20 protein-coding genes are annotated in these 22,243 nt (G+C 66.4%); 11 read left to right on the top strand and 9 right to left on the bottom strand.

Annotation, left to right across the window (positions count from 1 at the left end):
- The 3 genes from glpX to ACN0WF_RS19685 form a co-directional block, all read left to right on the top strand.
- Positions 1 to 872 (top strand): class II fructose-bisphosphatase (gene glpX, locus ACN0WF_RS19695; RefSeq protein WP_417774478.1); only part of this gene is annotated, 872 nt, incomplete at its 5' end.
- 34 nt (positions 873 to 906) lie between these two features.
- The gene (recJ, locus tag ACN0WF_RS19690; protein WP_417774480.1) at positions 907 to 2,730 is read left to right on the top strand and encodes a single-stranded-DNA-specific exonuclease RecJ; all 1,824 of its coding nucleotides are present in this window, start codon (positions 907 to 909) and stop codon (positions 2,728 to 2,730) included.
- A 123-nt stretch (positions 2,731 to 2,853) separates the two neighbouring features.
- Positions 2,854 to 3,477 carry a DUF6653 family protein gene (locus tag ACN0WF_RS19685; protein ID WP_417774477.1) on the top strand — a complete coding sequence of 208 codons (624 nt, stop codon included), beginning with the start codon at positions 2,854 to 2,856 and terminating at the stop codon, positions 3,475 to 3,477.
- A gap of 6 nt (positions 3,478 to 3,483) precedes the next feature.
- On the opposite strand, the gene rocD is transcribed toward ACN0WF_RS19685, so the two are convergent.
- Together rocD and rocF are read right to left on the bottom strand one after the other, a co-directional pair.
- Positions 3,484 to 4,704 carry an ornithine--oxo-acid transaminase gene (gene rocD, locus ACN0WF_RS19680; protein ID WP_417774476.1) on the bottom strand — a complete coding sequence of 407 codons (1,221 nt, stop codon included), beginning with the start codon at positions 4,702 to 4,704 and terminating at the stop codon, positions 3,484 to 3,486.
- Between the two features lie 32 nt (positions 4,705 to 4,736).
- Positions 4,737 to 5,693 (bottom strand): arginase, encoded by a 957-nt coding sequence (gene rocF, locus ACN0WF_RS19675; RefSeq protein ID WP_417774475.1) that lies wholly within the window; start codon positions 5,691 to 5,693, stop codon positions 4,737 to 4,739.
- A gap of 208 nt (positions 5,694 to 5,901) precedes the next feature.
- Here rocF and ACN0WF_RS19670 point away from each other — a divergent pair, with 208 nt between their 5' ends.
- Complete coding sequence (locus ACN0WF_RS19670) at positions 5,902 to 6,324, top strand: Lrp/AsnC family transcriptional regulator (protein ID WP_417774474.1); 423 nt, start codon at positions 5,902 to 5,904, stop codon at positions 6,322 to 6,324.
- A gap of 115 nt (positions 6,325 to 6,439) precedes the next feature.
- Here the strand turns inward: ACN0WF_RS19670 and rpsI are convergent, their stop codons facing one another.
- The 3 genes from rpsI to ACN0WF_RS19655 all read right to left on the bottom strand — a co-directional run bounded on the left by rpsI (position 6,440) and on the right by ACN0WF_RS19655 (position 8,040).
- Positions 6,440 to 6,916: a 30S ribosomal protein S9 gene (rpsI, locus tag ACN0WF_RS19665; RefSeq protein WP_417774473.1), complete on the bottom strand. Its 477-nt coding sequence runs from the start codon at positions 6,914 to 6,916 to the stop codon at positions 6,440 to 6,442.
- A gap of 3 nt (positions 6,917 to 6,919) precedes the next feature.
- Complete coding sequence (gene rplM / locus ACN0WF_RS19660; protein WP_417774472.1) at positions 6,920 to 7,387, bottom strand: 50S ribosomal protein L13; 468 nt, start codon at positions 7,385 to 7,387, stop codon at positions 6,920 to 6,922.
- Positions 7,388 to 7,626: 239 nt separating this feature from the next.
- Positions 7,627 to 8,040 carry a PaaI family thioesterase gene (locus ACN0WF_RS19655; protein ID WP_417774479.1) on the bottom strand — a complete coding sequence of 138 codons (414 nt, stop codon included), beginning with the start codon at positions 8,038 to 8,040 and terminating at the stop codon, positions 7,627 to 7,629.
- A 218-nt stretch (positions 8,041 to 8,258) separates the two neighbouring features.
- Between ACN0WF_RS19655 and ACN0WF_RS19650 the strand changes: the two genes are divergently transcribed.
- Both ACN0WF_RS19650 and ACN0WF_RS19645 read left to right on the top strand, forming a co-directional pair.
- Complete coding sequence (locus ACN0WF_RS19650; RefSeq protein WP_417774471.1) at positions 8,259 to 9,095, top strand: enoyl-CoA hydratase; 837 nt, start codon at positions 8,259 to 8,261, stop codon at positions 9,093 to 9,095.
- Between the two features lie 7 nt (positions 9,096 to 9,102).
- Positions 9,103 to 9,660, top strand: a complete 558-nt coding sequence (locus ACN0WF_RS19645) for a CoA-binding protein (protein ID WP_417774470.1) — start codon at positions 9,103 to 9,105, stop codon at positions 9,658 to 9,660.
- A 340-nt stretch (positions 9,661 to 10,000) separates the two neighbouring features.
- On the opposite strand, the gene ACN0WF_RS19640 is transcribed toward ACN0WF_RS19645, so the two are convergent.
- Positions 10,001 to 11,143 carry a YaaC family protein gene (locus tag ACN0WF_RS19640; RefSeq protein ID WP_417774469.1) on the bottom strand — a complete coding sequence of 381 codons (1,143 nt, stop codon included), beginning with the start codon at positions 11,141 to 11,143 and terminating at the stop codon, positions 10,001 to 10,003.
- 150 nt (positions 11,144 to 11,293) lie between these two features.
- Here ACN0WF_RS19640 and ACN0WF_RS19635 point away from each other — a divergent pair, with 150 nt between their 5' ends.
- Both ACN0WF_RS19635 and ACN0WF_RS19630 read left to right on the top strand, forming a co-directional pair.
- On the top strand, positions 11,294 to 11,443 hold the full coding sequence (locus ACN0WF_RS19635; RefSeq protein WP_417774468.1) for a helix-turn-helix transcriptional regulator: 150 nt from the start codon (positions 11,294 to 11,296) through the stop codon (positions 11,441 to 11,443).
- A gap of 191 nt (positions 11,444 to 11,634) precedes the next feature.
- On the top strand, positions 11,635 to 12,918 hold the full coding sequence (locus tag ACN0WF_RS19630; protein ID WP_417774467.1) for an O-acetylhomoserine aminocarboxypropyltransferase: 1,284 nt from the start codon (positions 11,635 to 11,637) through the stop codon (positions 12,916 to 12,918).
- 116 nt (positions 12,919 to 13,034) lie between these two features.
- Here ACN0WF_RS19630 and mfd read toward each other — a convergent pair whose 3' ends face one another.
- Both mfd and ACN0WF_RS19620 read right to left on the bottom strand, forming a co-directional pair.
- The gene (gene mfd / locus ACN0WF_RS19625) at positions 13,035 to 16,535 is read right to left on the bottom strand and encodes a transcription-repair coupling factor (protein ID WP_417774466.1); all 3,501 of its coding nucleotides are present in this window, start codon (positions 16,533 to 16,535) and stop codon (positions 13,035 to 13,037) included.
- A gap of 68 nt (positions 16,536 to 16,603) precedes the next feature.
- Positions 16,604 to 16,933, bottom strand: coding sequence for a succinate dehydrogenase assembly factor 2 (locus ACN0WF_RS19620; protein WP_417774465.1), 330 nt, complete (start codon positions 16,931 to 16,933; stop codon positions 16,604 to 16,606).
- Positions 16,934 to 17,134: 201 nt separating this feature from the next.
- Here ACN0WF_RS19620 and recG point away from each other — a divergent pair, with 201 nt between their 5' ends.
- Positions 17,135 to 19,237 carry an ATP-dependent DNA helicase RecG gene (gene recG / locus ACN0WF_RS19615; protein ID WP_417774464.1) on the top strand — a complete coding sequence of 701 codons (2,103 nt, stop codon included), beginning with the start codon at positions 17,135 to 17,137 and terminating at the stop codon, positions 19,235 to 19,237.
- 6 nt (positions 19,238 to 19,243) lie between these two features.
- Here the strand turns inward: recG and ACN0WF_RS19610 are convergent, their stop codons facing one another.
- Positions 19,244 to 19,981, bottom strand: a complete 738-nt coding sequence (locus ACN0WF_RS19610; protein ID WP_417774463.1) for a DUF502 domain-containing protein — start codon at positions 19,979 to 19,981, stop codon at positions 19,244 to 19,246.
- Between the two features lie 163 nt (positions 19,982 to 20,144).
- Here ACN0WF_RS19610 and ACN0WF_RS19605 point away from each other — a divergent pair, with 163 nt between their 5' ends.
- Both ACN0WF_RS19605 and ACN0WF_RS19600 read left to right on the top strand, forming a co-directional pair.
- Positions 20,145 to 20,549, top strand: coding sequence for a YbaN family protein (locus ACN0WF_RS19605; RefSeq protein WP_417774462.1), 405 nt, complete (start codon positions 20,145 to 20,147; stop codon positions 20,547 to 20,549).
- 219 nt (positions 20,550 to 20,768) lie between these two features.
- A complete protein-coding gene (locus ACN0WF_RS19600) occupies positions 20,769 to 22,136 on the top strand; it encodes a peptidoglycan-binding domain-containing protein (protein WP_417774461.1) in 1,368 nt (455 codons plus the stop codon).
- The last annotated feature ends 107 nt before the right edge of the window (positions 22,137 to 22,243 follow it).

Here is a 22,243-nt window from a genome sequence, read left to right as displayed (position 1 = left end):
CCGCCGATCAGGCCGCCGTCGACGCCATGCGGCGCGAACTGAACTGCCTGCCGATCGACGGCACCGTCGTCATCGGCGAGGGCGAGCGCGACGAGGCGCCGATGCTCTACATCGGCGAGACGGTCGGCACCGGCGACGGTCCGGCGGTGGACATCGCGCTCGACCCGCTCGAGGGCACGACGATCTGCGCCAAGAACCTGCCGAACTCGCTGGCCGTCATCGCCATGGCACCGAAGGGCGGGCTGCTCAACGCGCCGGACAGCTACATGGAAAAGATCGCCATCGGCCCGGGCTACCCCGCCGGCCTGGTCGATCTCGACGCCTCCGTCTCCGACAACGTCAACGCGCTGGCCAAGGCCAAGGGCGTGCCGCTCGCCGAGATCACGGTCTGCGTGCTCGACCGTCCGCGCCATGCCCGCATCATCGAGGAACTGCGCGCCACCGGCGTCTCGATCCGCCTGATCGGCGACGGCGACGTGGCCGGCGTGATCCACACGACCGACCCGGACGAGACCGGCATCGATCTCTACATGGGCATCGGCGGCGCACCGGAAGGCGTGCTGGCGGCAGCCGCGCTGCGCTGCATCGGCGGCCAGATGCAGGGCCGTCTCGTGATCACCCGCGACGAGCAGGTCGAGCGCGCCTACCGCATGGGCATCGACGACATCAAGCGCAAGTACACGATGGAAGAGATGGCTACCGGCGACGTGCTCTTCGCCGCCACCGGCGTCACCGACGGCAACTTCCTCCAGGGCGTGCGCTTCGGACGGAACGACGTGACCACCCACACCGTGGTCATGCGCTCCACCACTGGCACGGTGCGCTACATCAAGGCGCGCCACACCCATGTCGAGAAGTTCCTGCTGGACTGATCGGCTGAAGGAAAACGTGGCAAGCGAGGACCGCATGGCGGGACCGGAGGCAGCAGACGACGAGGGGGCCCGCACGGTCCTCGGCGTCGGCCGTTCGGTCGGCGAGCGCATCTGGCGCGAGCGGCCCTCGCGCCAGCAGGCGACGACGGCGCTTGCCATGGCGCAGCGTCTCGGCCTGCCGGAGATCGTCTCGCGCGTGCTCGCCGCGCGCGGGGTCGGCCTTGACGAGGCGGAAGGCTTCCTCGATCCGACGATCAAGGCGCTGATGCCGGATCCCTCGACGCTGACCGACATGGACGCGGCGGTCGCCCGCGTCGCCGACGCGGTGACCGCCGGCGACAGGATCGCCATCTTCGGCGACTACGATGTCGACGGCGCCACCTCCTCCGCCCTGCTGTCGCGCTATCTCTCGGCCATCGGCGCGGCCTCGCGCATCCACATTCCCGACCGCATCATCGAGGGCTACGGCCCCAACGGCCCGGCGATCCGCATGCTGCGGGAGGACGGCGCCGGCCTGCTCGTCTGCGTCGACTGCGGCAGCGTCTCCTTCGAGGCCTTCGCCGAGGCCCGCGCCGTCGGTCTCGACGTGGTCGTCCTCGACCACCACCAGGTCGGCGAGGAGCTTCCCGAGACACGCGGCCTCGTCAATCCGAACCGGCAGGACGATCTTTCCGGCCTCGGTCATCTCGCCGCCGTCGGCGTGACCTTTCTCTTCGTCGTCGGCCTCAACCGCGAACTGCGGCGGCGCGGTGCGTTCCGGGGACGGCGCGAGCCGGATCTGCTGGCGCTGCTCGATCTTGCCGCCGTCGGCACGGTCTGCGACGTGGTGCCGCTCAAGGGGCTGAACCGCGCCTTCGTGCGCAAGGGCCTGCTGGCGCTGCACGCGCGCGCCAACTGCGGCCTCGCAGCGCTGTCCGATGTCGCCCGCGTCAACGGGCCGGCCTCGCCCTATCACCTGGGCTTCCTGATCGGCCCGCGCATCAACGCGGGCGGGCGCATCGGCGATGCAGCGCTCGGCGCGCGGCTGCTGACCACCGACGACATGGACGAGGCGCGCGGCATCGCCGAGACGCTCGACCGGCTCAACGCCGAACGTCAGGCGATCGAGGCCGACATGCTGCTGGAGGGCGACGCGCAGGCCTTCGCCGCGACCCAGTCAAACGATCCCGCCGTGCTGCTCACCGGTTCCGACGGCTGGCATCCCGGCGTCGTCGGCCTCGTCGCCTCACGGCTGAAGGAGCGTTACCGGCGCCCGGCCTTCGCCATCGCCTATGACGCCGACGGCAAGGGCACGGGCTCGGGCCGCTCCATTCCCGGCGTCGACCTCGGCGCGGCGGTGCGCAAGGCGGTGGCCGAAGGCATCCTGGAAAAGGGCGGTGGCCACGCGATGGCCGCGGGTCTCACCGTGCGGCGCGACAGGACACAGGACCTGACTGCGTTCCTCGACGCGGAACTGGGAACCGCCGTCGAGGCGGCACGGCTGTCGAACGAACTGAAGATCGACGGCGCGCTGACGGCGAGTGCCGCCACGGTGAGCCTGATCAAGGAGCTGGAACGGGCCGGTCCCTTCGGCGCGGGCCATTCCGAACCGGTTTTCGCACTTCCCAGCCACCGGGTGAAATTCGCCGACACGGTCGGCAACGGTCATGTTCGCCTGACGCTGGGCGACGGCGGCGGTGGCAGCCTCAAGGCCATCGCCTTCAAGGCCGCGGACACGCCGCTCGGGACCTTCCTTCTCGAGAAGCGCGGCGAGCCCGTGCATGTGGCCGGATCGCTGTCGCTGGACACCTGGCAGGGGCGGGAGACGCCGCAGTTGCGCATCCTCGACGCCGCCGATCCGCGCAAGACGCGGATCTGAGCCGACAGCCTAAAGACATGCTTCACCACGTCGGGGGCGCGCGCATGGAACACGGCGGCGCGATGGGGTAGGATCGCGTTCCCCCGGAGGAGGAACCGGGGGCCGAGCCGAAAGACCAGGTCCATGACGCTACACCAAGAAGACAACGGCAGCGCTCCCCGCCCGGCGCGATATGCCGCCTACAGGCCGATCAAGCCCGGCAGCGCCGGGCTCCTTGGCATGGACAGCGAGACCTGGCACCGGCACGCCAGCGGCTGGAGCGTGTGGACGCGCTTCGCCACTCTGCCCTTCCTCTATCTGGCGCTGTGGTCGCATGCCTGGCTCGGCTGGCCGGCGGCACTTGGCCTGCTCGCGCTGGTGGCCGTGTGGCTGTGGATCAATCCGCGCCTGTTCCCGCCGCCGCGCCGCTTCGACACCTGGCACGCGCGCGCCACCTTCGGCGAGCGCGTCTGGCTCAACCGGCTCGTGGTGCCGATCCCGGCCGGTGACAACCGCCGCGCCATGGCGCTGTCACTGGTCACCGGCGTCGGCTTCTTCCTTGGCGTCTGGGGTGCGCTCTCGACCAACCTGCCCGCGCTGGTCGCCGGCACGGTGCTCACCTACGCGGGCAAGATGGCCTTTCTCGCCGTCATGGCGAAGCTCTACGACCGGATGCGCGATGCGCACCCGGTCTACCGCTCGTGGAGCGTCGTTCCCGACAATGACAACAGGACCCGCACCGCCAAGCGCCGGCGCACTGGCTCCTGAGGCTTATCAGGCCGCCGCGGCCATCCGCGTCAGCACCTTGTCGAAGCGTTCCAGCGCCCAGTCGACCTCGTCGCGCGTGACGACCAGCGGCGGGGCGATGCGGATGGTGTGATCGTGGGTGTCCTTGGCCAGGATCCCCTCATTGCGCAGATCCTCGCAGAACCGCCGTGCGCCGCCGGCTTCCGGGTGCAGCTCGACGGCGATCATCAGGCCGCGCCCGCGCACCTCCTTCACCGCATTCGACCGGATCCGCGACAGGCCCTCGCGGAAGTAGGTCCCCTGCTCGGCCGAGTTCTCGATCATGCCCTCATCGACCAGCACCTTCAGCGCCATGCGCGCCACCGCGCAGGCCAGCGGGTTGCCGCCGAAGGTCGAGCCGTGCTCGCCGGGCTTCAGCACGCCCAGGACCTCGGAATTGGAAAGAACGGCCGAGACCGGATAGAAGCCGCCCGACAGCGCCTTGCCGATCAGCGTCACATCGGCCTCGATGCCCTCGTGTTCCTCCGCCAGAAGCCGGCCGGTACGCCCGAGCCCGGTCTGGATCTCATCCAGGATCAGCGTGACGTTGCGGGCCGTGCAAAGCTCGCGAACACGGGTGAAATAGCCGGCAGGCGGAATGAGAATGCCGGCCTCGCCCTGGATCGGCTCGACCAGGAAGGCAACGGTGTTCTCCGTCACCGCCTCTTCCAGCGCCGCATAGTCGCCAAAGGGAACGACGCGGAAGCCGGGAGCGAAGGGGCCGAAGCCGGCGCGCGCCGTCGGGTCGGTGGAAAAGCCGACGATGCCGAGGGTGCGGCCGTGGAAATTGTTGGAGCAGACGATGATCTCCGCCTTGTTCTCCGGCACGCCCTTGACCTCGTACCCCCACTTGCGCACCGCCTTGACCGCGCTCTCGACCGCTTCTGCGCCGGAGTTCATCGGCAGGATCTTGTGCGCCCCGGTGAGTTCCGCCAGATCCTCGTAGAAGCCGGCGAGCTGGTCGTTGCGAAAGGCGCGGGAGGTGAGCGTCAGCTTGCCCGCCTGCTCGGTCATGGCCTTGAGAATGCGCGGGTGGCAGTGGCCCTGGTTGACCGCCGAATAGGCGGCGAGGCAATCGAGGTAACGACGGCCCTCGACATCGTGCAGCCAGGCGCCCTCGCCCCGCTCGATGACAACGTCGATGGGCTTGTAGTTGTGCGCTCCGAGCCTGTGTTCGGCGGCAATGAAATCTTCGGGAAGGCGGCTCATCGGCGTATCTCCGCTGGGGTTTTGGGAAAGGGTCAGGCGAATGCCTGTGTCGGCCGGTCCATCACGTCCTGGCCGAAGAGGCTTGCGACCAGTTCGGCAAGGGCGATGGCGCTGCGGCCGCGCTCGTCGAGAAAGGGGTTGAGCTCGACCACGTCGAGCGAGACGGTGACGCCAGCGTCCTCCAGAAGTTCCATCACCAGATGAGCCTCGCGGTAGGTGGCGCCGCCGGGAACCGTAGTTCCCACGCCGGGCGCGACGTCGGGATCGAGGAAATCCACATCAAGCGATACATGAAGAACACCGTTCTCATGCTTGATACGCCTGATGAAGTCCCGAATGAGAATCGACACGCCATTCTCGTCGATCTGGCGCATGTCATGCACCGTGACGCCGCGGGCGCGCAGCAGCTTGCGCTCCTGCGGATCGATGGAGCGGGCGCCGAAGACGCAGATCCGCTCCGGCGACACGGGCGCGAGGCGGTCAGGCTCCGCCATCATCGGCAGCAGCTCCGTCTCGCCGGCGGCCAGCGCCAGCGACATGCCGTGCATGTTGCCGGAGGGCGAGATCATCGGCGTGTTGAAGTCCGCGTGGGCGTCGAGCCAGAGAACGAAGAGCGGGCGCCCCTGCTCATGCCAGTGGCGCGCGACGCCGGTGACCGAACCCATGGAGAGCGAATGGTCGCCGCCCAGAAAGACCGGAACCATGCCCTCGCGGGCCAGCCCGTAGGCCGCGTCATGCAACGGACGCACCCAGCCGGCAACCGTCTCGGGCAGATAGGCGCGGCCGGGGAAATGCAGCGGCGCGATCTCGCCCGGCGGAATGGGCGCGATGTCGCCACGGTCGGAAACCTGCCAGCCGAGCGCTTCGAGCCGGGCGGCAAGCTCGGCCACGCGCAGGGCCGCAGGCCCCATCGCCGCGCCGCGTCGGCCGGTTCCGGCTTCGACCGGCACGCCGAGAAGTGCGATCGGGCGGGTTCTGTCGGTGGTCATCTGCTCATCCTTTCGGGCTGTCCCGCCAGGCAACGACCCGACGCATGGACGAAACGCCAGAGACTGGCGGGTCGTTCCACGTCAGGGCGCCCGGAGCAGAGGATGCAACGCCAGCCGGATGACGAATAGTTGGAAAAGTGTCGATATGATCGTAAGATAACGCAATCTGAAAAGCACAATTGATCAATATGTAAGGCCAGAACCGACAATGGACGATCTCGACCGCAAGCTGATCGCCCTGCTTCGTCACGACGCACGGCTGCCGGTGGCAAGCCTGGCGGGCGAGCTTCGCGTCTCGCGGGCGACCGTCAAGGCGCGCATCGACCGGCTTGTCGCCGCTGGCGTCATCCTCGGCTTCACCGTGCAGCTTGGCAGCGACCAGGCCGCCGCCGGCGTGCGGGCAGTGATGATGGTGGAGGTGGAGGGCCACCGGACGGAAACCATCGCACGGCGGCTCCAGGGGTTCCCGGAGGTGCGCGCGCTGCATTCCACCAACGGGCGCTGGGACCTCGTTGCCGAGCTGGAGACGGAGACGCTCGCCGACTTCGACCGGCTTCTGTCCTCGATCCGCCTCGTCGACGGCATCGCCGCCTCGGAGACGAGCATCCTGCTCGCCACCCGCAAGGGCTGAGGGCGACGTGCGGCAGGCCGACAGGCTCCACCCCGCCTTCCGTGCCGCCAAACACAAAACGGCCCGCCAGTTGGCGGGCCGTTTCGTGATGTCGAAAGCGTTCGGTCCGAAGCGGTCAGCGCTTGGAGAACTGGAAGCTCCGACGCGCCTTCCGGCGGCCGTACTTCTTACGCTCGACCACGCGGCTGTCGCGGGTCAGGAAGCCTTCCTTCTTGAGAAGGCCGCGCAGCTCGGGCTCGTAATAGGTCAGAGCCTTGGAAATGCCGTGGCGCAGGGCGCCGGCCTGGCCGGACAGACCGCCGCCGGAAACCGTGGCGATCACGTCATACTGGCCATCGCGATTGGTCAGCATGATCGGCTGGCGCAGGATCATCTGAAGGACCGGACGCGCGAAATAGGCGACGTAATCCTTCTTGTTGACCGTGATCTTGCCGGTGCCCGGCTTGATCCAGACGCGCGCGATGGCGTCCTTACGCTTGCCCGTGGCATAGGCACGGCCCAGAGAATCGATCTTCTGGACGTGAACGGGAGCTTCGGGAGTGGCAGCGTCCATCACGCCGCCGAGATCCTCGAGGGACTGCAGCTCAGCCATGGATTACGCCCTCTTTCCGTCGTTCTTCGCGTTGAAGGCCTTGAAGTCGACCGGAACCGGCGACTGGGCTTCATGCGGATGCGTGTCACCGGCGTAGATCCGGAGGTTCTTGAGCTGGGTGCGGCTCAGCGGACCGCCCGGCATCATGCGCTTGATGGCCTGCTCGAGAACGCGCTCCGGAAAGCGGCCTTCGATGATGGCGCGCGCGGTGCGCTCCTTGATGCCGCCCGGGAACCCGGTGTGCCAGTAGTACTTCTTGTCGGTGTACTTCTTGCCCGTCAGCACTGCCTTTTCGGCGTTGATGACGATGACATTGTCACCGCAGTCGATATGAGGCGTGAAGGTCGGCTTGGTCTTGCCGCGCAGCGTGTTGGCGATGAAGGCGGCCAGGCGGCCGACAACAACGCCATCGGCGTCGATCAAGATCCACTTCTTCTCGACCTCGGCCGTCTTGGCGGAGTAGGTCTTCATGGGTGCGATCCGTGTGTTCGGTGCGGGTTGGGACCTCGCGCGGGCCGCATCAGCCGCACCGTTTGGAGGTCAAGGAAAACGGGCCCGAACCGGACCCGCTCTCGTCGTCAGGGGATTTACGCGGCTTCACGCGACCTGTCAACGACCTTAATTCACACCGCGCTCCAAAATAACAATACAAATCAGATACTTACAAAAACGGTATTATATTACCACACAAAAACACACGCTTTTCCGGCTCATCTCGGCGGGATCGAATAGGTGGCGGTCGCATGAGCGACCGGATCCCCGCCCTCCCGTCCGGCGATGGCGCATTCGGTGACGGCCAGCCGCTTGCCGAGTTTGAGCAGCGAGCAGGTCGCGACGAGATCGCCGGGCGCGGGCTTCCTGAGGAAATTGATGTTGAGATTGGTGGTCACGGCAAGCGCCACCGGACCAATATGGCCAAGGATCACCGCATAGGCGGCCAGATCGGCCAGCGCCATCATCGTCGGACCCGAGATGGTGCCGCCGGGGCGCAGGTGCCGCTCGAGCGCCTTGACCGAAAGCACGGCCCGGCCCGGAGCGATCTCCTCCACCGCATAAATGCGGCCGTCGACATGGATTTGCGGGAAGTCGCGCTCGAGGAATGCGTCGAGCTCGGCGACGGTCATGACAGGCTGCAAGCGATTCTCCCCCCGGTTCCGGCCGCCCTCCCCGGCGCGCCGCGTCATATTCCTGACCCTCTTCTGGTTACAGGCCGGCGCGCGAACCGGCAAGCACCAGGCCGCGCCGGAGCGCTTTGTCGGGCGGGTCGCCATCCGCTATAAGGGAGCGAATTCGACAATGAACGCAGCCGCCGGCACGTGCGGCGAGGACGGGAGACAAGCGCATGGGCGAGGCGACACTGGCGGCGAAGGACGGTTCCGCGAAGAGTGATGGCGGGCCGGTTGCAAGCCACCTGGCGGATGGCGTTCTGACGCTGACGATGAACCGCCCGGAGCGGCGCAATGCGCTGTCGGAGGAAATGATGGCCGCCCTGCAGCAGGCGCTCGAGGCGGCGGCAGACAACGCCGACGTGCGGGTGATTCTGCTCAAGTCGACCGGCAATGTCTTTTGCGCCGGCCACGACCTGAAGGAAATGACCGGCGCGCGCGGCCACGACGACCGTGGCAGAGCCTATTTCACCGAGGTGATGCAGCGCTGCTCGCGGCTGATGCAGACCATCGTCACCCATCCGCGCCCGGTGATCGCCGAGGTCGACGGCATGGCCACCGCGGCCGGACTCCAGCTCGTCGCCTCCTGCGACCTGGCGATCGCCAGCGACAAGGCGCGCTTCTGCACGCCCGGTGTCAACATCGGCCTCTTCTGCTCGACGCCGATGGTGGCGCTGTCACGCAATGTCTCGCGCAAGCAGGCGATGGAGATGCTGCTCACCGGCGAGATCATCGACGCCGGCACGGCGCGCGAGTTCGGCCTCGTCAACCGGGTGGTGCCGGCGGACTACCTCGGCCAGGTGACGGCGAAATACGCCGAGGCCATTGCGGCCAAGTCACCGCTGACGCTGAAGATCGGCAAGGAGGCTTTCTACCGGCAGGCGGAGATGCCGCTTGCCGAAGCCTATGACCATTGCGCGCAGGTGATGGTCGAGAACATGCTCGCCCGCGACGCGGAGGAAGGAATCGGCGCCTTCATCGAGAAGCGCGCGCCGACGTGGACCGGGGAGTAAGATGGGCATGGACGGGGAAAGCAGCAGCGCCGATGACGGCATGAGCGCTCATGGCAGCTACAAGGACGCGCTGATCCGCCGCGTCCTCGACGAGGTGAAGACCATTGCGATGGTGGGCGCGAGCGCCAACACCTCGCGGCCATCCTATCTTGTGCTCAAATACCTGATCGCCAAGGGCTACGAGGTCTATCCGATCAATCCGGGCCTTGCCGGCAAGGAAATCCTGGGACGCCCCGTTTACGGCAGCCTCGCGGAGGCACCTGTCGCCATCGACATGGTCGACATCTTCCGCAATTCAGAGGCCGCGCTCGGGGTGACGCGGGAAGCGCTTGCGCTGCAACCGAAGCCGAAGGTGATCTGGATGCAGCTTTCGGTGAGGAACGACGAGGCCGCCCGGCTGGCGGAGGCCGAGGGCCTCACGGTGATCATGGACCGGTGTCCGAAGATCGAATACGGCCGGCTTTCCGGCGAGATCGGCTGGACGGGCGTCAACTCGCGCATGATCTCCTCGAAGCGACCGGCGCTGAGGACAGGTTTCCAGCATCGCGGCCTCAGGAAAGAGTGAGGCTGAGCTGATTGGCAGATTGAATAGCCCCAAGATTTGTGGACGCTGTGTCCCTGATTTTGAAGCAAGGAGGCAATGAGGGGGGCGGAAATTTCACTAATGATTTCAAGCGCGATGCAGGTCAGACCTACCGAACATGCGCGGACACGGAGGCAAGGCTGGACGTGTTCGACCACATCGCGATATTCTACAGCCCGAAACGCAGGTAGGTCAGGAACGATATGCTGTCACCCGTCGAAATCGGGCGGCGACAGAAACTGCAATCCGAGAGCGTCCACGAAATTCGGGGTTATTCACCTCTGTTGCGCCCCTGCAAACCCCGACCGATCGAACTCTGAAGTTAGAGTATGCTAGGCTTCGTGACGTCTTGGTGGGCAAATTCCGAGGTTATAAGGTATAGAAACTGTAGGGGTTGTCCGGTGACGAAGTCCTGTATTCTGGGTCCATATGGGCCTTTTACAAGCGCCTCGAAATGGTGTGGGCGGTATCGAGTAATTGATCCGAGATAGTACATCACTGCGTACATTGAGAGAAGCTGCGTCATTCTGCTCCCAACTTCTTTCGGGGGAGAAAGGTATACGTAGTATCTTCTATAGGGCGGCACTGTGGAAACGGTAGCCCAAAGGACATGCTTCACGCTAGCCGCGACACTGAGGATATAATCTGCCGGATAACCGTTGGCGCAGTTGGTGACTGCAATTTGTTCAAAGCAAATTAGCCTCCGCCCATCGACCTCCTCTTTAGTTTGCACTTCACGAAATACTCCAGCCAGCCCACCTTCTTTTAAGAGTTTTTGGTGAGTCACGCCCAGTCTCGTTAAATCTTCAAAAAAAAAGTAAACTCTGAGCCAAAGATCATTCGTATCTTTATCATAAGTGAATTGGACGTCTTGAGTCGATATGAAGCGCTCTCGCTTGTTGGCGGCTAAGGACCAGAGCCTGTGACCGGACAATATTTGAGGCATTAGATGCGGCAAGTCATATCGTGCATTAGCTGCAAGGTGAGATCCTGTAAGTACGAATTTTAGCTCATCAAAATTCTGCAGCTTATTTCCATTGGGTGATGGGAAGGCATTTAAGAAGGCATCAGTAAGTTCTTTGCCATTCGGCGAAATCTGCTCAGATAGTCCGTGCTGCGCTTGGTCAAATGTAGTTGGGGCTCCCCGAGTTAAACACAACGCTTTAACCAGATTCATGTAGCTATAATATAATGCCAGCGGTCGAGCTGACTCGAAGCCTCGCTCAGTGCCAGCAGAGAAGAAGTCCTGTGCTTGCTGAAGTGTAGCCAGCGCTTCCTTGACGCGCGCCCGGCTGCAGTTCTTTACAATTGATCTTTTTATAACTGCCCACGGATCGAGCGAGAATAGCAGCGACTGCAAAGCGTGATGCGCAGGCGCGGGTTTCGAGGGCCAAAACGAAAAGCCGACCTGCCGACCCCGAACCTTAAGTCGTGCTCCTGGGCGGGCTTGAGGTAGTGGCGGCATGCTGCTGACCCTGCTTTAGTGTTCTCCCATTTGCAACCTAACTACATCGTCAAGCTAAAGCCAAGCTCGCTCCGTGCGGCATTCGAACGACGGGTTCAAGATTAGGCGTGCCGCCCACGCGGATATAGTACCGCGCAAGGGAGAACGCCCGTGACGACCGACACGGCGCTGCGCCTTGGCCGCGACTTCGATACCAGCGCCGCGTTCTGGATCAACCTCCGGACTCGCCATGACCTTGCCCGGTCACGCGACGGGCTTTCCGGGAAAATCGAGGTAAACCGGCCGCGCGAGGTTGCCTGAGGCGGGTGCGTCGTGCCCCTCCTCCCGAGCGGTTTGAAAAATCATTCCCCACCTGCTGTGTGCATCGGCACGAAACGCGGGGGACCTCCCCTGACCTTTTCCGCCAAGTGACGGAAAACGCAACTGCTTTGCTTTGACGGGGAAAACGCCTTCGGCCACTATGCCGGCCACGTTTCAACGAGGAGGACTTCATGACCGACCGCATCCCCGGTTTTTCAACGCTCGCAATTCACGCCGGTGCCCAGCCCGACCCTTCGACCGGCGCGCGCGTGACGCCGATCTACCAGACGACCTCCTTCGTCTTCGACGATGTGGACCATGCCGCCTCGCTGTTCGGCCTGCAGGCCTTCGGCAACATCTATACCCGCATCACCAACCCGACGACGGCCGTGCTGGAAGAGCGCGTAGCCGCGCTTGAGGGCGGCACGGCGGCGCTTGCCGTCGCCTCGGGTCATTCGGCTCAGCTCCTCGCCTTCCACACGCTGATGACGCCGGGCGACAACATCGTCGCCGCGAACAAGCTTTATGGCGGCTCGATCAACCAGCTCAACCATTCGTTCAAGAGCTTCGGCTGGAACGTGAAGTGGGCCGACGCCACCGACCCCGCCGCCTTCGAGGCGCAGATCGACGAACGCACCCGCGCGATCTTCATCGAGAGCCTCGCGAACCCGGGCGGCGTCGTCACCGACATCGCCGAGATCTCGAAGATCGCCAGGAAGCACAACATTCCGCTCATCGTCGACAACACGATGGCGACCCCCTACCTCTGCCGTCCGATCGAGCACGGCGCGGACATCGTGCTTCACTCGCTGACCAAGTTCATGGGCGGCCACGGCAACTCCATGGGCGGCGTGATCGTCGACGGCGGCAGCTACGACTGGTCCTCGACCGACCGCTATCCGCTGCTGACGACGCCGCGCCCGGAATATTCCGGCATGGTGCTGCACGAGACCTTCGGCAATTTCGCCTTCGCCATCGCCTGCCGCGTGCTCGGCCTGCGCGATCTCGGCCCGGCCATCTCGCCGTTCAACTCGTTCATGCTGCTGACCGGCATCGAAACGCTGCCGCTGCGCATGCAGCGCCATTGCGACAACGCGCAACAGGTGGCGGAATTCCTCGCAGGGCATGACAAGGTGGCCTGGGTCTCCTATGCCGGCCTGCCGGGCGACCCGAACCACGAGCGCCAGAAGAAGTACATGCCGAAGGGCGCCGGCGCGGTCTTCACCTTCGGCGTCAAGGGCGGCTATGACGCCGGCGTGGCGCTGGTCTCCAACTGCGAGATCCTGTCGCATCTGGCCAACATCGGCGACACCCGCTCGCTGCTGATCCACCCGGCCTCGACCACCCACCGCCAGCTCACCGACGAGCAGAGGACGGCCGCGGGCGCCGGCTCCGACGTGGTGCGCATCTCCGTCGGCATCGAGGACGCGGAAGACATCATCGCCGATCTGGACAACGCCCTGAGCAAGATCTGAGGCGATCCAAACGGTGCAAACGGCAAGGGCCGGGCGGTGACGCCCGGCCCTTTGCGTTTCGCGTGCTTTTCTCGCGCAAGGCCGATGCGGATCACAGCATGGCCGGGGCGCGCCGGCTATGCCGCAGCAGCTCCCTGCTCGGCGAGACGAACCAGCTTGAGCAGCACCGAGGCCGCGCCCTTGAGGCGCTGCTCCGCGGTCGGCCAGTCGCGCGAGAGAACCACCTTCTGGTCGGGACGGATCTTGGCAAGCACGCCCTGCTCGGCGATGTAGGAGACAAGCCCGCCAGGGTTGGCGAACTCGCTGCCGCGGAAGGCGATGACGACGCCCTTGGGACCGGCGTCGATCTTCTCCACGTTGGCGCGGCGGCACAGGCCCTTGATGTAGACGATCTTGAGCAGGTGATCGACTTCCTCCGGCAGCGAGCCGAAGCGGTCGATGAGCTCCGCGCCGAAGCCGTCGATCTCCTCCGGCGTCGAAAGATCGGCAAGCCGGCGATAGAGCGACAGCCGCAGCGGCAGGTCGGGAACATAGTCCTCGGGAATGAGCACCGGCGTGCCGACCTGGATCTGCGGCGACCACGCCTCGTTGGACAGCGTGTCGTCACCGGTCTTGAGCTGGGCGACCGCCTCCTCCAGCATCTGCTGGTAGAGCTCGAAGCCGACTTCCTTGATGTGGCCCGACTGCTCCTCGCCGAGAAGGTTTCCCGCACCGCGAATGTCGAGGTCGTGGCTGGCGAGCTGGAAGCCCGCCCCCAGGCTGTCGAGCGACTGAAGCACCTTCAGACGGCGCTCGGCGGTCGGCGTCAGCGTCTTGTTGGCCGGAACCGTGAAGAGCGCGTAGGCGCGCGTCTTCGACCGCCCGACGCGCCCGCGAAGCTGATAGAGCTGGGCAAGGCCGAACATGTCGGCCCGGTGCACGATCAGCGTGTTCGCGGTCGGAATGTCGAGGCCCGATTCCACGATGGTGGTGGAGAGCAACACGTCGAACCTGCCCTCGTAGAAGGCGTTCATGACGTCTTCCAGCTCGCCCGGCGGCATCTGGCCGTGGGCGACGGCGACCTTCACCTCGGGCACATGATCCTCGAGGAAAGCCTTGGTGTCGGCGAGGTCGGAAAGGCGCGGACAGACGTAGAAGCTCTGGCCGCCGCGGTAGCGCTCGCGCAGCAGCGCCTCGCGCACCACCACCGGATCGAAGGGCGAGATGAAGGTGCGCACCGCCAGCCGGTCGACCGGCGGCGTCGCGATCAGCGAAAGCTCGCGCACGCCCGAGAGCGCAAGCTGCAGCGTGCGCGGGATCGGCGTCGCCGACAGGGTCAGCACATGCACCTCGGACTTCAGCTCTTTCAGCCGCTCCTTGTGCTTGACGCCGAAATGCTGCTCCTCGTCGATGATGAGCAGCCCCAGGTCGCGGAAGCTGATGCCCTTGCCAAGCAGGGCATGGGTGCCGACGACAATGTCGATGGAGCCATCGGCAACACCCTTCTTCGTTGCAGCCAGCTCCTTCGGCGGCACCAGCCGCGAGGCATGGGCGACATTGATCGGCAGCCCCTGGAAGCGCTCGGCGAAGGTCTTGTAATGCTGGCGCGAGAGCAGCGTCGTCGGCACCACCAGCGCCACCTGGCGGCCGGTCATCGCCGCGAGGAATGCAGCTCGGAGCGCCACCTCGGTCTTGCCGAAGCCGACATCGCCGCACACCAGCCGGTCCATCGGCCGGCCCGAGGAGAGATCGGCGAAGACCGCGTCGATGGCGTTGAGCTGGTCGTCCGTCTCGTCATAGGGGAAGCGGGCGGCGAATTCGTCGTAGACGCCTTCCGGCGCGACGATCGCCGGCGCGGTGCGCAGCGCGCGCGCGGCCGCGGTGCGGATCAGTCCGTCGGCGATCTCGAGGATGCGCTTCTTCATGCGCGCCTTGCGCGCCTGCCAGGCTCCGCCGCCGAGCTTGTCGAGCTGGGCCTCGGTGTCCTCCGAGCCGTAGCGGGTCAGAAGCTCGATGTTCTCGACCGGCAGGAACAGCTTGTCGCCGCCGGCATATTGCAGCTCGAGACAATCATGCGGCGCGCCGACCGCCTCGATCGTCCGCAGGCCGATGAAACGGCCGATGCCGTGGTCGACGTGAACGACGAGATCGTTCTGGGACAGGTTCGACGCCTCGGTGAGGACGTTCGCCCCCTTGGCGCGGCGCTTGCGCTGGCGCACCAGCCGGTCGCCGAGAATGTCCTGCTCGCAGATGACCGCCAGGTCGTCGATCTCGAACCCGTGCTCCAGGCCGAGCAGCGCCAGGCCCGTCATGCCCTTTGGCAGGTCGCGGGCATCCTTGTCGGTGGCGATGGGCGCCGCGCGGTCGAGACCATGGTCGGCCAGGACATGCGCCAGGCGCTCGCGCGAGCCCTCGCTCCAGCAGGCGATGACGATGCGCTTGCCGGCCTTGCGCCGGTCGGCGGCATGGGCGGTGAGCGTGTCGAAGACGTTGACGTCGCCGGCGGCGCGCTCGGCGGCAAAGCTGCGACCCTGCTTGCCATCCAGCTCGATCACCTGCTGCCCCGTTCCCGGCGGCACGCCGAAGGGGCTGAGACGGATCGAGCTCCCGTCGGCAAGGCGCGTGCGCCACTCGTCCCCGGTCAGATAGAGCGCGTCGACCGGCAGCGGCTTGTAGGGCACGGAACCGCTGGTCCCGCCCTGCCCCATCGCCTCGAGACGCGCTGCGTGGTGCTCGCCGATCTGGTCGAGCCGCTCGCGCACGACATCGTCAATGGCCGCCGCCAGCACGACCGTCGCCGCGCCGGTGTAGTCGAAGAGCGTCTCCAGCCGTTCATGGTAGAGCGGCAGCCAGTGCTCCATGCCGGCGTAGCGACGCCCGTCGCTGATCGACTGGTAGAGCACGTCGTCGCGCTCGGATGCGCCGAAGCGCGCGACATAGCCGGTACGGAAGCGCGAGATCGCCTCTTCCGACAGCACCGCCTCGCTCATCGCCACCAGCTCGAGCAGCTTGAGCTGCTTCGTGGTGCGCTGGCTCTCGGTATCGAAGGAACGCAGCGATTCCAGCGTGTCGCCGAAGAAATCGAGCCGGACGGGCGCTTCCATGCCGGGCGCATAGACATCGACGATGCCGCCGCGCACGGCGTATTCGCCCGTGTCCTGCACGGTCGAGGCACGGGCGAAGCCGTTGATCTCCAGCCAGCGGATGAGCTTTGCGAGATCGACGCGATTGCCCGGCGCCAGCCGCCATGTCTGCGTGGCGGCGAATTCGCGCTCCGGCACGCGCTGGAGAACGGCGTTGGCCGTCGTCACCAGCACCGCCGGCGCGGCGAAGGTCTTCTCGCCGGCGGCAAGCCGGCTGAGGCAGCTGAGCCGCCGTGCGACGATGCCCGAATTTGGCGAGACGCGGTCGTAGGGCAGACAGTCCCAGGCGGGAAAGTCGAGAACCTCGGTGGCGGGCGCGAAATAGGAAAGCGCGTCCTGGACGGTGCGCGCGTGCTGGGCATCTCGGGCGACGAAGACGAGCTTCAGCCCCGCCGCCCCGTCGGCGACCAGACGCGCGAGCACATAGGCCTCGGCACCGTCCGGAACGCCGCTGACAACGGCATTCGCCGTTCCCGACAATAAGTCTTTCAACACGGTTGCGTGTCCTCGCGATGGACCGGGCCGCGCGGTGACGGAACCGGATGCGCAGATGCGTCGGCGGCCTAGCGGGCCGAGGCGATCAGGTCGCGCTTGTAGGAGACGATGGCGCGGTAGAGCGGCGTGTCATGCTCGGCCGGAACCGCGCCGCTGCCGATCATCCATTTGAAGAGATCCTGGTCGGGCACGTCCATCAACAGCTCGAGCTCGTCGAGCTGGGCGTCGTCCAGCCCCGCAAGATGCTCCTTCGCGTAACCGCCGAGGAGAATGTCCATCTCCTTCATGCCGCGATGCTGGCAGCGGTAGAGCATGCGCTTGCGACGCGCATCGAGCATTCCGCCCGTCTCGCCACCGGCCGACCGCACGTCCTTGGGGGTATCCGCATCATGGGACATCCGCACTCTCCTGTCGCCGTTCCAATGCCGAGGGCGGCCGCGTGCCTTGACACGGACCGTCCGGTTCGCGGGTTATAACGGCCTTGGCGGGAAACTCAATCCGTGCGAGTCGAACGCGACCCGGCGACGCAGGCCGGGGATCTCCGGCCAGACGCACCGGAACACGCCAACACCAGGACCACGCCGCCCGGCGGGAGAGACATGCGCCCCAACCTGCTCGACCCCCTGTTCACGCCCGTTTCCAGCCTGCCGGGCATCGGTCCGCGCACGGCGCGCACGCTCGCCAGCCTCTTCGGCAAGGAGCCCGAGCGCGAGCCGAATGTCGCCGATCTCCTGTTTCACCTGCCGAGCGGCATCATCGACCGCCGGCTGCGCCCGGGCGTCGCCCATGCGCCAGAAGGCGCCATCGTCACCCTCGACGTCCACATTGACCGCCACCAGGCGCCACCGCGCGGCAGCCGCGCGCCCTATCGCATCCTTGCCCATGACGACACCGGCGAGATCACTTTCGTCTTCTTCCACGCCCGCGCGCCCTTCCTGGAAAAGACCTTTCCCGTCGGCGAGGATCTGATCGTTTCGGGACGCATCGAGCATTTCAACGACCGCCCGCAGATGGTGCATCCCGACCATGTGGTGCCGGCGGACGAGGCCGACAGCCTGCCGCTGATCGAGCCGGTCTATCCGCTGACCCAGGGCCTCTCCTCGAAGATGCTGCAAAAGGCGATGGCGGCCGCGTTGTCGCTGCTGCCGCAGCTTCCCGAATGGGTGGAGCCGGCCTATCTGGCGCAGGCCAACTGGCCGGGTTTCGCCGAGGCGCTACGCGCCATGCACCAGCCCTCGCCCGAGGAACTCGAGGTGGAGGACAAGCAGGCGCTGGCCCGGCTGAGCTATGACGAGTTCCTGGCCAACCAGCTGGCGCTGGCGCTGGTGCGCCGCTCCATGCGCCAGACGCGCGGCATCGCCCGTGTCTTTTCCGGCCGGCTGAAGGAGAAGATCCTCGCCGCCCTGCCCTACCGGCTGACGGACGGGCAGAACCAGGCGATCGCCGACGTGGAGGCCGATCTGGCCGCCCCGACCCGCATGCTGCGGCTGATCCAGGGCGACGTCGGCGCCGGCAAGACCGCGGTCGCGCTGCTGTCCATCGCAGCGGCGGTGGAGTCGGGTGCCCAGGCGGTGATGATGGCGCCGACGGAAATCCTCGCCCGCCAGCACTACCAGTCGCTGGCGCCGCTGTGCGCGGCGGCCGGCATCCGCATCGCCGTTTTGACCGGGCGCGACGGCACCCGCCACCGACGGGAGACCCGCGAGGCGCTGGAGGCGGGTGAAATCGACCTGGTGGTCGGCACCCACGCCCTCTTCCAGGGCGATGTCGCATTCCACAACCTGGGGCTCGCGGTCGTCGACGAACAGCACCGTTTCGGCGTTCATCAACGCCTGCAGCTTTCCTCCAAGGGAGCAGGCGTCGACATGCTGGTGATGACGGCGACACCGATCCCGCGCACGCTCGTGCTCACCTATTTCGGCGACATGGATGTCTCGCGCCTGGCCGAGAAGCCGGCAGGCCGCCAGCCGATCAAGACGGTGACCGTGCCGCAGGAGCGCATGGACGAGGTGGTGGAGCGGCTACGCTCGGCGCTCGACGCCGGTGCCAAGGCGTATTGGGTCTGCCCGCTGGTGGAGGAATCGGAAAAGTCGGACCTCGCTGCGGCGGAAGAGCGTTTCGAGACGCTGACACAGATGCTGGGGCCCCGCGTCGCGCTCGTCCACGGCCGCATGAGCGGCGAGGAAAAAGCCAACGCCATGTCCGCCTTCAAGGACGGGCCGGTCGGGCTGCTGGTCGCCACCACGGTGATCGAGGTTGGCGTCGACGTGCCCGCGGCGACGATCATGGTGATCGAGCATGCCGAACGCTTCGGCCTGTCGCAGCTGCATCAGTTGCGCGGCCGCGTCGGGCGCGGATCCGAGGCCTCGACCTGCCTGCTTCTCTACAAGGCGCCGGTGGGCGAGACCGCACGCGCGCGTCTCTCGATCATGCGCGAGACCAACGACGGCTTCCTGATCGCCGAGGAGGACCTGCGGCTGCGCGGCGAAGGCGAGATCCTCGGCACGCGGCAGTCGGGCATGCCCGGCTTTCGTATCGGCGACGCCTCGACCCATGCCGATCTGATCGAGACCGCCCGCGACGACGCGCGCCTCGTCCTGGAGACCGACCCGGATCTCGTCTCGCCGCGCGGACAGGCTCTTCGCGTGCTGCTCTATCTCTTTGCCCGCGACGAGGCGATCCGCCTGCTCAGGGCGGGTTGAGGCAGTTCAGCGCTCCCGCCTCGCGGTGGTACGCTCCGGCGCGGCCTCGTCTCCGATCCTTGCAAGATCGGCGTATTCAGGGCTGACGAGACCGGCGGAAATGACCAGCTTGGCCGCCTCCTCCACGGTCATGTCGAGTTCGATGATCTCGGATTTCGGCACGTAGAGCAGAAAGCCGGAGGTCGGGTTCGGTGTCGTCGGCAGAAAGACCGCCGTCACCTCCCGCCCCTGCTGGTCCAGCTTGTGTGCGACCTCGCCGCGGGCGTCCGTGGCGATGAAGACGATCGCCCACAGGCCGGGGCGCGGATACTCGATGATCGCGGCCTTCTTGAAGCTGTTGGAGCGCTCCGCCAGCACCGTCTCGAAGATCTGTTTCAGGCCGCTGTAGAGATTGCGCACCACCGGCATGCGGCCGAGCAGAAGCTCACCGTAGGAGAGCAGCGTGCGGCCGGCGATGTTTGCCGTCAGGAAGCCGATGAAGACAAGGCTGATGAAGGCGACGATGAGGCCGACGCCGGGGACCGGGAACGGCAGATATGTGTCGGGATTGTAGTAATGCGGCAGGAACGGCTTCACCCAGCCGTCGACCCACTGGACAATCGACCAGGACAGATAGGCGGTGATGCCGAGCGGACCGGCCACGACGAGGCCCGTCAGGAAGTAGTTTCGAAGGCGCGTCATCGCGCTCGGACGCGGCGGCTTGATGTCGCCTTCCAGATGCTGCGCATTGTTTTCGGACGTCATGTGTCGGATCTGCCCTGCCTCTCGCGGCGCCATGCGCCGCCCGTTCGCCCTCATCCCCGCCCCGGAATGTGTTCTGGCGCAAACGGTTTCTTTCATTGCCCTTTGCCATAGATATGACAGGTCGCCGGTCAAATGAACCTGATAGAAGGTCGCTGGCGAAAATATGAGCGTCTTTGATGAAATGGAGCGCAGGTCAGTGCGTATCGGTCGGTTCGTCTTCGCGGGTCTGGGCGTGCTTCTCGTCGTCATCGGCGTCATCGGCGCGTTTCTGCCGCTCCTGCCCTCGACAATCTTCTTCATTCTCGCCGCCGGCTGCTTCGCCCGCTCCTCGCCCGCGCTCGAAGCGTGGCTGCTCTCCCATCCGGTGGCCGGCCCCGGCATCCGCGCCTGGCGCGAACACGGCGCCATCTCGCGCAACGGCAAGCTGCTCGCCCTTGGTGGCATGACGACCGGCTATCTGGTTTTCCTCGCCAGCGCCCGCCCCGGCCCGGCGCTCTCGCTCGGCGTCGCGCTGGTCATGCTCGCCTGCGCCGGCTTCGTCGCCTCGCGTCCGACGATGGGAGAATGAGCGCTCTGAAAAACGCTGCGTTAAGGTAAAGTCGAAAGACGCAGGCGATGGCGTGATCTCCGTCACGCATGATCCGTCCTGCCGGGCGCATGCTGCTCCTGTTCCGCCGGCCTCCGCGACAGGATGCCGCGACCGCACACCGAACGCAGAGGACTGGTCATGACATGCGTTGCCACTTCCGGGCTGCCTCCCGGCCCCAGCCTTTCGCCAGGTCGGGCCTTGCGCCCCCTTTCCCTTCTCATCGCGGCCTTCGCGCTGCTCCTGGGCGGCTTCGTGCTGTCCGCCCCGGCCACCGCGCAACCCATCGAGATCCGGCCGGCGGATCGCGGGGCGGAGGGGCTCAGGCCGGTCATCTGCCTGCCGCCGAGGGTGCTGCGCTTCGGACGCTGCGTCGCCCCCGAGCGCGTCGTGGTGTGCACGCCGCCCAAGGTGCTCAGAAACGGGCGCTGCGTCGTGCCGAACCTGCCGGTCGTGTGCGTCGCGCCGCGCGTTCTCAGGAACGGACGCTGCGTCATCCCCGACACGCCGCTGCTGTGCCGCGCGCCCAAGGTCTGGCGCAACGGCCGCTGCGTCGACCCGCTGCGTCCCATCGTCTGCCGGCCGCCGCAGGTGCTGCGCGGCGGGCGCTGCGTGTTGCCGCCCCGCCCGCCGGAGTGCCGGTCGCCGCGCGTGATGCGCGGCGGGCGTTGCGTCCTGCCGGACCGTCCGAACTGCCGCCTGCCCTATATCTACTCCGGCATCGAACGCCGCTGCGTGCTGCCGGTTCCGGTGCCCCCGATCCTGCCGCCGCCGGCCTGCGACGCCCCCTGGAGGTTCTCGGCCTCCGCCGGCGGCTGCATCTGCCCCAGCGGCAATGTGGTGGTGAACGGCGAATGCGTGCGTCGGGACTCGCAGTCCTGCACCTTCCCCTTCGTCTATTCGGGATCGAAGAACCGCTGTGTCTGCGCCCAGGGTTACAGCGCCTATGGAACCGGTTGCGCGCCCGACAAGCCGCGCCCGACGCCGCAGGAGAACATCACCTGGATCCAGACCTGCCTGAACGCCGCCGGCTTTGACGCCGGCCCCGAGGACGGGCTGGTCGGACGCAAGACGAAGTCCGCCTGGAGCGAATTCCGCGACGAGGCGGGGCTTGGCGATGCCGATGTGCCCTACACCGACCCGGAAACGCTGGCGAAGCTCTTTGCCGCCTGTCAGGCGGACGCCCCCGGCGGCCCGCCGCCGGCGACGCAGGGCAACGACAGCGCAGCAACCGCCGATGACGACGCGACGGCGGCTGACGCGACGGCGGACAGCGGCCCCGCGGGTCCGGGCGCCGTGCCGGCGGGCGGGTTCCTGCCGGCCCCGGCCATGTGCGCAACGGGCAAGCTCTACCGGCTGCTGTCGGGCGAGAAGGCCGAGATCGCCCCTTGCGGAAAAAGCTGCATCCCCGCACCGGAAGGCATGAGTGAGGAGGAGCTCGCCGCGCAGGCCGAGAGCCAGGGGATCACCTGGTGCAGCGCCTGCATCACCGTCGGAGACCTGGGAATGATCTGCCCGAGCCCGGTCACGACCGGGGGCGCGAAGCCGCCCACCGACAAGGCCGATTGAGGTCGACACCGCGCACGAACGCAAACGGCAGCCCGGAACCCCCCGGCGGGCCTCTTTGTTGATGAGGGGAGACCCGGGCGGGCAGGCAGCGCGACGGCGCACACCGG

Origin of the sequence: Stappia sp. (genome assembly GCF_048268045.1) — a bacterium.
Classification (GTDB): Bacteria; Pseudomonadota; Alphaproteobacteria; order Rhizobiales; family Stappiaceae; genus Stappia.
The sequence above is the reverse complement of the archived record's forward strand: the minus strand, read 5'-3'. Positions and strand labels throughout refer to the sequence as shown.